Source organism: Agromyces sp. NPDC052230 (assembly GCF_040679595.1).
In the GTDB taxonomy this organism is placed as follows: Bacteria; Actinomycetota; Actinomycetes; order Actinomycetales; family Microbacteriaceae; genus Agromyces.
This window is the reverse complement of sequence record NZ_JBFAVC010000002.1, coordinates 250,296-262,620: the sequence shown is the minus strand read 5'-3', so window position 1 is coordinate 262,620 and position 12,325 is coordinate 250,296. Positions and strand designations below refer to the sequence as shown.

Sequence of the window (12,325 nt, the reverse complement as noted above, 5' to 3'; positions counted from 1 at the left end):
CCACACGATTCTAGGTCATGCCCGCCGACGCCGCTGGCGGAAGGCGCTTTCCTCCTCACATCTCGCGGAGTGGCATGTGAGTCACGCCCCGTCATAGAGTGCACCCGCATCCATATACTTGAGGAATGCGCGCCCGGCTCCGCGGGTTCGGCCTACCGGGCGTCCTTCGAACACGTGCCCGGGCGACTCCGGGGCCTGGCGGAATGCGCCGCACTCTCCTCGGCGGGTCGGGCCCGACGGTTCCCGACGCCGTCACGATCGGAAGGAACATCAGCTCGTGGCAACTCTGCAATGGGAACCCATCGACGACCGCGCGGTCGACACGGCGCGCGTCCTCGCGGCCGACGCCGTCGAGAAGGTCGGGAACGGGCACCCCGGCACGGCGATGAGCCTCGCGCCCGCCGCGTACCTCCTCTTCCAGAAGGTGATGCGCCGCGACCCGGTCGACCACGGCTGGCTCGGCCGCGACCGCTTCATCCTCTCGGCCGGCCACTCCTCGCTCACGCAGTACGTGCAGCTCTACCTCGCCGGCGACGGCCTCGAGCTCGACGACCTAAAGGCCCTCCGCACCTGGGGTTCGAAGACGCCCGGTCACCCCGAGTACGGCCACACCGACGGCGTCGAGATCACGACCGGGCCGCTCGGGCAGGGCCTCGCCTCGGCGGTCGGGTTCGCCTACGCCGCACGCTTCGAACGCGGCCTCTTCGATCCCGACGCCGCGGCGGGCACGAGCCCCTTCGACCACTTCGTCTACGTCATCGCGAGCGACGGCGACCTGCAGGAGGGCGTGACGAGCGAGGCCTCGTCGCTCGCCGGACACCAGCAACTCGGCAACCTCGTCGTGATCTACGACTCCAACCAGATCTCGATCGAGGACGACACGAACATCGCCTTCACCGAGAACGTCGCGGAACGCTACGCCGCCTACGGCTGGCACGTGCAGACCGTCGACTGGAAGAAGACCGGCGAGTACGTCGAGGACGTCGCCGAGTTGCACCGGGCCATCGAGGCCGCGAAGGGCGAGATCGCGAAGCCCTCGATCATCATCCTCAAGACCATCATCGGCTGGCCGAGCCCCGGCAAACAGAACACCGGCAAGGTCCACGGCTCCGCGCTCGGCGCCGACGAACTCGCCGCCACCAAGGAGGTACTCGGCTTCGACCCCGAGCAGACCTTCGCGGTCGCCGACGACGTCCTCGAGCACGCCCGTGCCGCAGGCGAGCGCGGTGCGGCCGCGCGAGCCGAATGGCAGACCGCGTTCGACGCCTGGGCCGAGGCCAACCCCGAGCGCAAGGCGCTGCTCGACCGCCTCGAGGCCGGCGAACTCCCCGATGGCGTCGAGTCGGTGCTGCCGAGCTTCGAGGGCGGCACGGAGGTCTCGACGCGCGCGGCATCCGGCAAGGTCATCAACGCGCTCGCCGGCGTGCTGCCCGAGTTCTGGGGTGGCTCGGCCGACCTCGCCGAGTCGAACCTCACGACCGTCAACGGCGCACCCTCGTTCATCCCCTCCGAGCACTCCACGCACGAGTTCAGCGGCGACCGCTTCGGTCGGGTGCTGCACTTCGGCATCCGCGAGCACGCCATGGCCGCGATCGTGAACGGCATCGTGCTGCACGGCAAGACCCGCGCGTTCGGCGGCACGTTCCTCATCTTCAGCGACTACATGCGCCCCGCCGTGCGACTCGCGGCGCTCATGAAGGTGCCCTCGATCTTCGTGTGGACGCACGACTCCGTCGCCCTGGGCGAAGACGGCCCCACCCACCAGCCCATCGAGCAGCTCGCGACGCTCCGCGCCATCCCCGGCTTCACCGTGGTCCGGCCCGCCGACGCGAACGAGGTGGCGCAGGCCTGGCTCGAGATCCTGAAGCGTCGCGACGCCCCCGCGGGCATCGCGCTCACCCGCCAGAACATCCCCGTGTTCGAGCGTGGCGACGGCGAGGCATCCGGTGACACGCTCGCCTCGGCCGCGGGCCTCGCTCGCGGCGCCTACGTGCTCGCCGAGGCGCCATCGGGCACCCCCGAGGTCATCCTCATCGCCACCGGATCCGAGGTGCAGCTCGCCGTCGCGGCCCGCGAGGCGCTCGCCGCCGAGGGCATCCAGGCGCGCGTCGTCTCGGCTCCGAGCCTCGAGTGGTTCGAGGAGCAGGATGCCGCCTACCGCGAGTCCGTCCTGCCCGCCTCGGTGACCGCCCGCGTGTCGGTCGAGGCCGGGGTCGCACTCTCGTGGCACCGCTACGTCGGCGATCGCGGCCGGAGCGTGTCGATCGAGCACTTCGGCGCCTCCGCCGACTACAAGACCCTGTTCCGCGAGTTCGGCATCACGACCGAAGCCGTCGTCGCCGCCGCGAAAGAGACGCTCGCGTCGAACTGACGCGTGCACGAAGGAGACAATCCCATGTCCAGCACCTCCCCCACCGCCGCGCTGTCCGCAGCCGGCGTGAGCATCTGGCTCGACGACCTGTCGCGTGAGCGCCTCGTCTCGGGCGGCCTCGAGCGGCTCATCGCCGAGCGGAACGTCGTCGGCGTGACGACGAACCCCACCATCTTCGCCACCGCCCTCGCGAAGGGCGACGGTTACGAGGAGCACCTGCACGCGCTCGCCGAGGCAGGAACCGACCTCGAACCGGCCGTGTTCGAGATCATCACCGACGACGTGCGCACCGCCGCCGACGTGCTCCGGCCGACGTACGACGCGACCGGCGGTTTCGACGGACGCGTCTCGATCGAGGTCGCGCCGGGCCTTGCGAGCGACACCGCGGGCACGATCGCCCAGGCGAAGGAACTGTGGGCGACCGTCGACCGGCCGAACGTCATGGTCAAGATCCCCGCGACCCTCGGGGGGCTCGACGCGATCACCGCGGCGACGGCGGCCGGCATCAGCGTCAACGTCACGCTCATCTTCAGCCTCGAGCGCTACCGCCAGGTCATCGAGGCGTACCTCGCCGGTCTCGAGCAGGCGAAGGCCGCCGGCATCGACCTCTCCACGATCCACTCCGTGGCCTCGTTCTTCGTGTCCCGCGTGGACACCGAGATCGACAAGCGGCTCGAGGCCATCGGCACCGACGAGGCACTCGCCCTGAAGAGCAAGGGCGGCATCGCGAACGCCCGGCTCGCCTACGAGCTGTACGAGCAGACGTTCGCCGACGAGCGGGCCACCGCTCTCCTCGAGGCCGGCGCGAACCGCCAGCGGCCGCTCTGGGCGTCGACCGGGGTCAAAGACCCATCGCTGCCCGACACGCTCTACGTGACCGAGCTCGTCGCCCCCGGGGTCGTCAACACGATGCCCGAGAAGACGCTCGAGGCGACCTTCGACCACGGAGAGATCACCGGCGACACGGTGACCGGCGCCTACGCCGAAGCCGGCGAGGTCCTGGATGCGCTCGCCCGGGTCGGCGTCGACTACGACGACGTCACGGCCCTACTCGAGCGTGAGGGCGTCGACAAGTTCATCGTCTCGTGGGGCGAACTGCTCGAGACCGTGCGCGCCGCGCTGGAGGCGGCCCGATGAGCTTCCGCATCTCGGTCAGCGGCGCCGCCGCCGAGGCCGTCCGCCGGGTCGTGCCCCAGCTGGTCGCCGATCTCGTCGGCAGCGGCATCACCGGCCAGGACGCCTCGCTCTGGGGTCCGGCCGCCGAGGAGGAGGCCGCCAAGCGCCTCGGATGGACCGAGGCGGTCGCCGTCTCGCGTCCCCTCGTTGCCGAGATCGAGGCGCTCCGCGAGCAGCTCGAGGCCGACGGCGTCGACCACATCGTACTCGCCGGCATGGGCGGATCCTCGCTCGCACCAGAGGTCCTCACCCGCACGGCCCGGGTCGGGCTCACCGTGCTCGACTCAACCGAGCCGGGCCAAGTTCGTGCCGCCCTCGCCGATCGACTGGCATCGAGCGCGCTCGTCGTCTCGTCGAAGTCGGGTTCGACGGTCGAGACCGACAGCCAGCGCCGTGTATACGAGCAGGCCTTCCGCGACGCCGGCATCGACCCGACGACGCGCATCATCGTCGTCACCGATCCCGGTTCGCCGCTCGACGAGTCGGCTCGCGCCGCGGGCTACCGAGTGTTCAACGCCGACCCCACGGTGGGCGGCCGGTACTCCGCGCTCACGGCCTTCGGCCTCGTGCCGTCGGGTCTCGCCGGCGTCGACATCTCGGAGATCCTCGATGAAGCCGAGACGATCGAGCTGTCGCTCGCCACCGACACGGAGGAGAACCCCGGCCTCATCCTCGGCGCGGCCATCGCCGCGACGACGCCCCTGCGCGACAAGCTCGCCATCGTCGCCGACGGCACCCACATCGTGGGGTTGGGCGACTGGGCCGAGCAGCTCATCGCCGAGTCCACGGGCAAGGAGGGCAGGGGCATCCTCCCCGTCGTCCTCGACACGGATGCCCCCGAACTCGCAACCGACCTCGCCGACGTGCAGGTGGTGCGCCTCGTCGACGACGCCGGCGACGAGATCTTCGTCGACGACGCGTCGGGCGAGATCCGCGTCTCAGGCACCCTCGGTGCGCAACTCCTGGTCTGGGAGTACGCCACGGCCGTGGCCGGCCGACTGCTGGGCATCAACCCGTTCGACCAGCCCGACGTGGAATCCGCGAAGATCGCCGCGCGCGGCCTGCTCGATGCCCGCCCCGAGCCCGCGCCCGCGGCGTTCGTTGCCGACGGCATCGAGGTGCGCGGAACGCCCGACGTGATCGGTGCGTCCAGCGACCTGGCGTCCGCGATCGACGTGCTGCTCGAGGAACTGCCGGCTGACGGCTACCTCTCGGTGCAGGCGTACGTCGACCGCGTCGCGCACCCCCAGCTCGCCGAGCTGCGGGAGGCTCTGGCGGCCAGGGCCGGACGGCCCGTCACCTTCGGGTGGGGTCCCCGCTTCCTGCACTCGACGGGCCAGTTCCACAAGGGCGGCCCGGCCGTCGGCGTGTTCCTGCAGATCACGGAGGTCCCGGTCACCGACCTCGAGATCCCCGCGCGGCCGTTCACCTTCGGCCAGCTCATCGCGGCTCAGGCCTCCGGCGACGCGAGCGTGCTCGCCGAGCACGGTCGCCCGGTTCTGACGCTCACGCTGACCGACCCCGCCGCGAACATCGCGACGCTGTTCGACGCCGTGGGCTGATCGAGGGAGGACCCGATGGCTCCCGCAGCAATCACCGCGCAGCACAACCCGCTGCGCTCTCCGAAGGACTACCGCCTCAACCGCATCGCGGGACCTTCGAGCCTCATCATCTTCGGCGTGACGGGCGACCTCTCGCGCAAGAAGCTGATGCCGGCCGTCTACGACCTGGCGAACCGAGGGCTGCTGCCCCCGGGCTTCGCCCTCGTGGGCTTCGCGCGCCGCGACTGGGCCGATGAAGACTTCGAGCAGGTCGTGCACGACTCGGTCAAGCAGTACGCACGCACCGAGTTCCGCGAGGACGTGTGGACGCAGCTGGCGCAGGGCATCCGCTTCGTGCAGGGCGACTTCGACGACGACGACGCGTTCGACCGCCTGCACGCGGTCGTGGAGCAACTCGATCGCGAACGCGGCACCATGGGCAACCATGCGTTCTACCTGTCGATCCCGCCCAAGTCGTTCCCACTCGTCACCGAACAGCTGAAGCGGTCGGGTCTGACCGAGCAGCACGGCGACCAGTGGCGACGCGTCGTCATCGAGAAGCCGTTCGGGTCCGACCTGCAGTCGGCCCGCGAGCTGAACGACGTGGTCGCGTCGGTGTTCCCGCCCGACTCCGTGTTCCGCATCGACCACTACCTCGGCAAGGAGACCGTCCAGAACATCCTGGCGCTGCGCTTCGCGAACCAGCTCTACGAGCCCATCTGGAACGCCAACTACGTCGACCACGTGCAGATCACGATGGCCGAGGACATCGGCGTCGGCGGTCGTGCCGGCTACTACGACGGCATCGGTGCGGCGCGCGACGTCATCCAGAACCACCTCCTGCAGCTGCTCGCGCTCACGGCGATGGAGGAACCGATCTCGTTCGAGGCCGGCGACCTGCGTGCCGAGAAGGAGAAGATCCTGGCGGCCGTGCGGCTGCCCGAGGACCTCGCGATCGGAACCGCGCGCGGCCAGTACTCCGGTGGATGGCAGGGCGGCGAGAAGGTCGTCGGCTTCCTCGAGGAGGACGGCATGAACCCCGACTCCACCACCGAGACGTACGCCGCCGTGAAGCTCACGATCGGCACCCGGCGGTGGGCGGGAGTGCCCTTCTACCTCCGTGCCGGCAAGCGACTCGGCCGGCGGGTCACCGAGATCGCCGTGGTCTTCAAGCGCGCTCCGCAGCAGGTGTTCGCCGACAGCCAGACCTCCGAGCTCGGCCAGAACGCCCTCGTGATCCGCGTGCAGCCCGACGAGGGCGTGACCATCCGGTTCGGCTCGAAGGTACCGGGCGCGGGCATGCAGGTACGCGACGTCACGATGGACTTCGGCTACGGCCACGCCTTCACCGAGGCGAGCCCCGAGGCGTACGAGCGGCTCATCCTCGACGTGCTCCTCGGCGACCCGCCCCTCTTCCCGCGCCAGGAGGAGGTCGAGCTCTCCTGGAAGATCCTCGACCCCATCGAGGAGTTCTGGGCCACCCAGGGCCGCCCCCAGCAGTACCGGCCAGGCACCTGGGGACCGGCCTCAGCCGACGAACTGCTCGCCCGCGACGGACGAAGCTGGAGACGCCCATGATCGTCGACCTGCCCCACACCACCACGAGCCAGATCTCGAAGACACTCGTCAAGATCCGCGAGGAGGGCGGCGTCGTCGCCCTCGGGCGCGTACTGACCCTCGTGATCGCGACGGCAGCCGGTGGCGAAGAGGAGGCCATCGAGGCCGCGAACGACGCGTCGCGGGAGCATCCGATGCGCGTCATCGTGGTCTCGACCGACCCCGGCCAGCCGGCCGACGCGGCATCGCGCCTCGACGCGGAGATCCGCGTCGGCGGCGACGCGGGCGCGAGCGAGGTGATCGTGCTGCGAGTGCGCGGTGACGCCGCGCTCGACGAGGAGAGCCTGGTGATGGGCCTGCTGCTTCCCGATGCTCCGGTCGTCACGTGGTGGCCGGGCAGGGCCCCGGCCATCCCCGCCGAAGCACCGCTCGGCCGCATCGCCCACCGCCGGATCACGGATGCCTCGACGCAGAACGACCCGCAGGCCGCCTTGCACGCCCTCGCCGAGAACTACCGACCGGGCGACGCCGACTTCGCCTGGACAAGGCTCACGCTCTGGCGGGCGCAGCTCGCCGCGGTGCTCGACCAGCCGCCGTACGAACCCGTCACCGCCGTGCGGGTGACCGGCGCGATCGACTCCCCGTCGACGACCCTCCTGGCCGCCTGGCTGCGCCTGCAGCTCGAGGCGTACAGCACGTGCGTGCTCACCAGCGCCGACGGTGGATCGCACGGCATCCACGGTGTGCACCTCGAGCGAGCGGGCGGCGCCATCGAACTCGTGCGCGACGTGCCCGGCATCGCCACGCTCCGACAGCCCGGACAGCCGGTGCACGACCTCGCACTCCCCCGCCGCAGCCTCCGCGACTGCCTCGCCGATGAACTCCGTCGTCTCGACCCCGATGAGTTGTACGGTGAGGTGATCACGAGGGGTCTCGAGCTCCTCGATGCCACGGAGGCCGAAGGAGTCCCTGCATGACCAGTGAACGACGCGTGCTCGTCCATCCCGACAAGGCGTCGTTGGCGAGTTCGGTCGCCGCGCGGTTCATCACGAAGATGCTCGACATCCTCGACGCGCAGGCCGTCGCCCATGTCGTGCTCACCGGCGGCTCCATGGGGTCCGCCGTGCTCGAGTCCGTCGCCGCTTCGCCCGCCCGCACCTCCATCGACTGGTCGCGCGTGCACTTCTGGTGGGGCGACGAGCGCTGGGTGCCCGCGGGTGATGTCGACCGCAATGACCGTCAGTCGCGGGAGGCGCTGCTCGACGACCTCGATGTGCCCGACGAGAACGTGCATCCGTTCCCGGCCTCCGATGCCGGGCTCTCGCTCGACGAGGCCGTCGACGTGTATGCGGCAGAACTCTCGAAGCACGGGGTCGACGGACTCCCGCATCCGATCTTCGACATCACGTTCCTCGGCGTCGGCCCCGACGGGCACATCGCCTCGCTCTTCCCGCACCGCTCGGACATCCAGGTGACCGATCGCACGGTCATCCCGGTGCGCAACTCGCCGAAGCCTCCGCCCGAGCGCCTGAGCCTCACGCGCCCGGTGCTGAACTCGTCGCAGCGCGTCTGGCTCGTGCTGGCGGGCGCCGACAAGGCGTCGGCTCTCGGCCTCGCCCTCGCCGGAGCCAGTCGCGACGAGGTGCCGGTCGCCGGCATCAAGGGCCGCCGACGCACGGTGTTCTTCATCGATGCGGATGCCGCGGCCGAGGTGCCCGAGGGACTCATCACGCGAGACGACTGAGCCGAGGGTCGGCGAGCCGCGCTCGCCGCCGCCGTCGGCGACGCCGCCGCCGTCGGCGACGACGTCGCTATCGACGACGAAGGGGGCAAGCCGAACGGCTGGCCCCCTTCTCGAACCCGTGGGTTCGAACGTCAGTCCTGCGGTGCCGCCTGCCCGCGGCGGGCGCGCAGCTGCGTGAGCGCCTCGTCGAGGAGTGCCGCGGCCTCTTCGTCGGTGCGGCGCTCCTTCACGTAGGCGAGGTGCGTCTTGTACGGCTCGAGCTTCGACACCGACGGCGGGTTCTCCTTGTCGCGACCGGCCGGCAGGCCGGTGGAGGGGCTGTCGATGATGTCGGGGATCTCCTCTTCGGGCAGGTTGGCCGCGAAGTAGCGCACCGTCTCGTTGCCCTGGGCGTCCCAGTAGCTCACGGCGACGCGGTCGGCGTGGAAGCCGCGATCCTGCTCTCCCATCGGGCCGGCGCCAACACGCGAGCCTCGGATGGCGCTGTTTCCGGATGCCATGTCTCTCCCGTCAGATTCCTGCGTCGAACTTGGTGAGGAGCCCGAGCAGCACGATGCACGTCACCCACACCAGTCCGAGGATGATCGTGATGCGATTCAGGTTGCGTTCCGCCACGCCCGACGCGCCGAGGTTGGACGTGACGCCGCCGCCGAACATGTCGGACAGACCGCCGCCGCGACCCTTGTGCAGCAGGATGAGCAGTGTCAGCAGGATGCTCGTGAGACCGAGCAACACCTGCAGGACGACCTGGAGAATCTCCACGGTGAACCTTTCCGGGCACGACACAGTGGGTCGAGCCGTCAATCAGTATAACGGGACGTCAGCCGCCGCCCGGGGAACTCTCCACGGGTAGCGACCGGATGTCACGCGCCGACGTGCTTCTTGAACCGGACGATGCTCGTGAACTCGTCGATGTCGAGGCTGGCGCCGCCCACGAGGGCACCGTCGACGTTCGGCTCGCGGAGGAACGACGCGATGTTCGACGCCTTCACCGAACCGCCGTAGAGGATGCGCGTGCCGGCGGCCACCTCGTCGCCGAGCAGTTCGCCGATGAGCTCGCGTAGTGCGGCGCAGACCTGCTCGGCCTGCTCGGGGGTCGCCGCCTGACCTGAACCGATCGCCCAGACCGGCTCGTACGCCACGACGAGGCCCTTCGACCCGTCGATCCCGTCGAGCGCGGCACGCAGCTGCGAGACGGGCACGGCGCTCGGGCCGTGGGCCTCCAGATCTGCGGCCGTCTCGCCCACGCACACGACGGGCACGAGGCCGTGCCGGTGCGCGGCGAGCACCTTCGCGTTCACGTCGGCGTCGGACTCCGCGTGCAGGGTCCGCCGTTCGGAGTGGCCGATGATGACGTAGGTGCAGCCGAGCTGCCCGAGGAACGCGCCCGAGATCTCGCCCGTGTAGGCGCCCGAATCGTGGGCCGAGACATCCTGCGCGCCGAACGCGATGGGCAGGGAGTCGGCAGCCACGAGGGTCTGCACCGAACGGAGGTCGGTGAACGGCGGGAACACGGCCACCTCGGCATCGGCGAGGTCGTGCTTCGCGTCGGCGAGGCCCCATGCGAGCTTCTGCACGAACGCGATCGCCTGCAGGTGGTCGAGGTTCATCTTCCAGTTGCCTGCGATGAACGGGGTGCGCTTCACTGCCATCCGAGGACCTCCAGTCCGGGGAGCTTCTTACCCTCGAGGAACTCGAGGCTCGCGCCTCCGCCGGTCGAGATGTGTCCGAATGCGTCGTCGGCGAACCCGAGCTGGCGCACGGCCGCGGCTGAATCGCCACCGCCGACGACGCTGAGGCCGTCGACGTCGGTGAGTGCCTCCGCGACGGCGCGCGTACCCGCCGCGAACGGCTGCAGCTCGAAGACGCCCATGGGCCCGTTCCAGAAGACCGTCTTGGAGTCGCGGATGCGGGCGGCGAACGCCGACGCCGTCTCGGGGCCGATGTCGAGCCCGAGGCCGGATGCCCCGAAGGGCGTCCCCTCGATGGCGTCCGCCGCGGTGACGACGTGCGCGGCGTCGGCCGAGAACGACGCGGCCACCACGACATCGGTGGGCAGCACGATCGAGACGCCGCGCTCCTCAGCCTCGGCGAGGTAGCCCTTCACCGTCTCGATCTGGTCGGCCTCGAGGAGGCTCGACCCGACCTTGTGGCCCTGCGCGGCGAGGAACGTGAACAGCATGCCGCCGCCGATCAGGAGGGTGTCGACGCGCGGAAGCAGGTGGGCGATGACGCCGAGCTTGTCAGACACCTTCGACCCGCCGAGCACGACCGTGTACGGCCGCTCGGGCGACTCCGTCAGTCGGTCGAGCACGTCGAGCTCCGAGGCGATGAGGAGCCCGGCCGCGCTCGGCCGCAGCTCCTCGAGCTCGAAGACGCTCGCCTGCTTGCGGTGCACGACGCCGAAGCCGTCGGAGACGACGGCGTCCGCGAATCCGGCGAGCTCGCCCGCGAACGCGGTGCGTTCGGCCTCGTTCTTCGAGGTCTCGCCCGGGTTGAAGCGGAGGTTCTCGAGCACGAGCACCTCGCCGTCGCCGAGCGCCTCGACCTTGGCCGCGGCATCCGCACCGACGGTGTCGGACGCGAAGGCGACCGGCACCTCCAGCAGCTCGCCCAGGCGCGTCGCCACGGGCGCAAGGCTGTACTTCGGGTCGGGGGCGCCCTCTGGCCTGCCCAGATGGGAGACCACGATCACGCGGGCTCCTTGGCCGGTGAGGGCCTGGATGGTCGGCACCGACGCCCGCACACGGCCGTCGTCCGTGATGACCTCGCCCTTGAGGGGCACGTTCAGGTCACAACGGACGACGACGCGTTTGCCGGCGAGCGGACCGAGGGACGCGATCGTTCGCAGGGTCACATTCACTCGTTTCAGAGGCGCTCGGCCACGTATTCGGTCAGATCGACGAGACGGTTGGAGTAGCCCCATTCATTGTCGTACCACCCCGACAGCTTCACCTGGTCGCCGATCACCCGGGTGAGCCCGGAGTCGAAGATACAGGAGTACGGGTCGGACACGATGTCGCTCGACACCAGCTCGTCTTCGCTGTACTTGAGGATGCCCGCCATCGGTCCCTCAGCCGCGGCCCGGTAGGCGGCCTTCACCTCGTCGACGGTCACCGGACGCGATGAGACGACGGTGAGGTCGGTGATCGAGCCCGTGGGCACCGGCACGCGCAGCGCGAACCCGTCGAGCTTGCCGACGAGCTCGGGAAGCACGAGGCCGATGGCCTTCGCCGCACCGGTCGTGGTGGGGACGATGTTGATCGCGGCCGCGCGAGCCCGACGGAGGTCCTTGTGAGGGCCGTCCTGGAGGTTCTGGTCGGCCGTGTACGCATGCACCGTCGTCATGAGGCCACGCTCGATGCCGAACGCGTCGTTGAACACCTTCGCCAGGGGTGCGAGGCAGTTGGTCGTGCACGAGGCGTTCGAGATGATGTGGTGATTCTCGGGATCGTAGGTCTGCTCGTTCACCCCCATCACGAACGTGGCGTCCTCGTCTTTGGCCGGTGCCGAGATGAGGACCTTCCTGGCACCCGCGTCGAGGTGCTTGCGTGCGTCGGCGGCCTTCGTGAAGAAGCCCGTCGACTCGATCACGATGTCGACGCCGAGCTCGCCCCAGGGCAGGTTCGCCGGGTCGCGCTCCGCGAAGGCGCGGATCGCTTTGCCATCGACGATGATGTGCTCGTCGTCGTAGTCGACCGTCGCGTCGAGACGGCCGAGCACGGAGTCGAACGTCAGCAGGTGAGCGAGGGTCTTGTTGTCGGTGAGGTCGTTCACCGCGACGATCTCGAGGTCGGCGCCCTGGGCCAGGGCGGCGCGGAAGTAGTTGCGGCCGATGCGGCCGAAGCCGTTGATGCCGATCTTGACGGACACGGAAGTCTCCTGTTCAACGAGCGCGAGAGCGCGTTTGCAAGGTGCTGATCGGGCCGTGAGTGC

At 69.8% G+C, this 12,325-nt stretch carries 11 protein-coding genes; 6 read left to right on the top strand and 5 right to left on the bottom strand.

What is annotated here, in order from left to right:
• The first annotated feature begins 277 nt into the window (after window positions 1-277).
• The 6 genes from tkt to pgl are packed head-to-tail and all read left to right on the top strand — an operon-like array spanning window position 278 to window position 8,389.
• Window positions 278-2,371: a transketolase gene (tkt, locus tag AB0K73_RS06435; RefSeq protein WP_360511778.1), complete on the top strand. Its 2,094-nt coding sequence runs from the start codon at window positions 278-280 to the stop codon at window positions 2,369-2,371.
• Window positions 2,372-2,395: 24 nt separating this feature from the next.
• Complete coding sequence (gene tal, locus AB0K73_RS06430) at window positions 2,396-3,508, top strand: transaldolase (RefSeq protein ID WP_360511776.1); 1,113 nt, start codon at window positions 2,396-2,398, stop codon at window positions 3,506-3,508.
• A complete protein-coding gene (locus AB0K73_RS06425; RefSeq protein ID WP_360511774.1) occupies window positions 3,505-5,109 on the top strand; it encodes a glucose-6-phosphate isomerase in 1,605 nt (534 codons plus the stop codon). Before tal ends, AB0K73_RS06425 begins: the two co-directional genes overlap by 4 nt.
• 15 nt (window positions 5,110-5,124) lie before the next feature.
• Window positions 5,125-6,666 (top strand): glucose-6-phosphate dehydrogenase, encoded by a 1,542-nt coding sequence (gene zwf, locus AB0K73_RS06420; RefSeq protein WP_360511772.1) that lies wholly within the window; start codon window positions 5,125-5,127, stop codon window positions 6,664-6,666.
• On the top strand, window positions 6,663-7,622 hold the full coding sequence (locus AB0K73_RS06415) for a glucose-6-phosphate dehydrogenase assembly protein OpcA (protein ID WP_360511770.1): 960 nt from the start codon (window positions 6,663-6,665) through the stop codon (window positions 7,620-7,622). The genes zwf and AB0K73_RS06415 overlap by 4 nt, the downstream gene beginning before the upstream one ends.
• Complete coding sequence (pgl, locus tag AB0K73_RS06410) at window positions 7,619-8,389, top strand: 6-phosphogluconolactonase (RefSeq protein WP_360511768.1); 771 nt, start codon at window positions 7,619-7,621, stop codon at window positions 8,387-8,389. Before AB0K73_RS06415 ends, pgl begins: the two co-directional genes overlap by 4 nt.
• Window positions 8,390-8,520: 131 nt before the next feature.
• On the opposite strand, the gene AB0K73_RS06405 is transcribed toward pgl, so the two are convergent.
• The 5 genes from AB0K73_RS06405 to gap all read right to left on the bottom strand — a co-directional run bounded on the left by AB0K73_RS06405 (window position 8,521) and on the right by gap (window position 12,262).
• Window positions 8,521-8,889, bottom strand: a complete 369-nt coding sequence (locus tag AB0K73_RS06405) for an RNA polymerase-binding protein RbpA (protein ID WP_360511766.1) — start codon at window positions 8,887-8,889, stop codon at window positions 8,521-8,523.
• 10 nt (window positions 8,890-8,899) lie between these two features.
• Window positions 8,900-9,151, bottom strand: a complete 252-nt coding sequence (secG, locus tag AB0K73_RS06400; protein ID WP_360511764.1) for a preprotein translocase subunit SecG — start codon at window positions 9,149-9,151, stop codon at window positions 8,900-8,902.
• Between the two features lie 101 nt (window positions 9,152-9,252).
• On the bottom strand, window positions 9,253-10,041 hold the full coding sequence (gene tpiA / locus AB0K73_RS06395) for a triose-phosphate isomerase (protein WP_360511762.1): 789 nt from the start codon (window positions 10,039-10,041) through the stop codon (window positions 9,253-9,255).
• Window positions 10,032-11,246: a phosphoglycerate kinase gene (locus AB0K73_RS06390; protein ID WP_360511760.1), complete on the bottom strand. Its 1,215-nt coding sequence runs from the start codon at window positions 11,244-11,246 to the stop codon at window positions 10,032-10,034. The genes tpiA and AB0K73_RS06390 overlap by 10 nt, the downstream gene beginning before the upstream one ends.
• An 11-nt stretch (window positions 11,247-11,257) precedes the next feature.
• A complete protein-coding gene (gene gap / locus AB0K73_RS06385; RefSeq protein ID WP_360511758.1) occupies window positions 11,258-12,262 on the bottom strand; it encodes a type I glyceraldehyde-3-phosphate dehydrogenase in 1,005 nt (334 codons plus the stop codon).
• Window positions 12,263-12,325 lie beyond the last annotated feature (63 nt).

What these genes read in the sequence shown, in the direction of transcription:
- pgl (WP_360511768.1), top strand. Translation starts at nt 7,619, where the DNA reads ATGACCAGTGAACGACGCGTGCTCGTCCATCCCGACAAGGCGTCGTTG.
- AB0K73_RS06415 (WP_360511770.1), top strand. Translation starts at nt 6,663, where the DNA reads ATGATCGTCGACCTGCCCCACACCACCACGAGCCAGATCTCGAAGACA.
- tal (WP_360511776.1), top strand. Translation starts at nt 2,396, where the DNA reads ATGTCCAGCACCTCCCCCACCGCCGCGCTGTCCGCAGCCGGCGTGAGC.
- AB0K73_RS06425 (WP_360511774.1), top strand. Translation starts at nt 3,505, where the DNA reads ATGAGCTTCCGCATCTCGGTCAGCGGCGCCGCCGCCGAGGCCGTCCGC.
- tpiA (WP_360511762.1), bottom strand. Translation starts at nt 10,041, where the DNA reads ATGGCAGTGAAGCGCACCCCGTTCATCGCAGGCAACTGGAAGATGAAC.
- zwf (WP_360511772.1), top strand. Translation starts at nt 5,125, where the DNA reads ATGGCTCCCGCAGCAATCACCGCGCAGCACAACCCGCTGCGCTCTCCG.
- AB0K73_RS06405 (WP_360511766.1), bottom strand. Translation starts at nt 8,889, where the DNA reads ATGGCATCCGGAAACAGCGCCATCCGAGGCTCGCGTGTTGGCGCCGGC.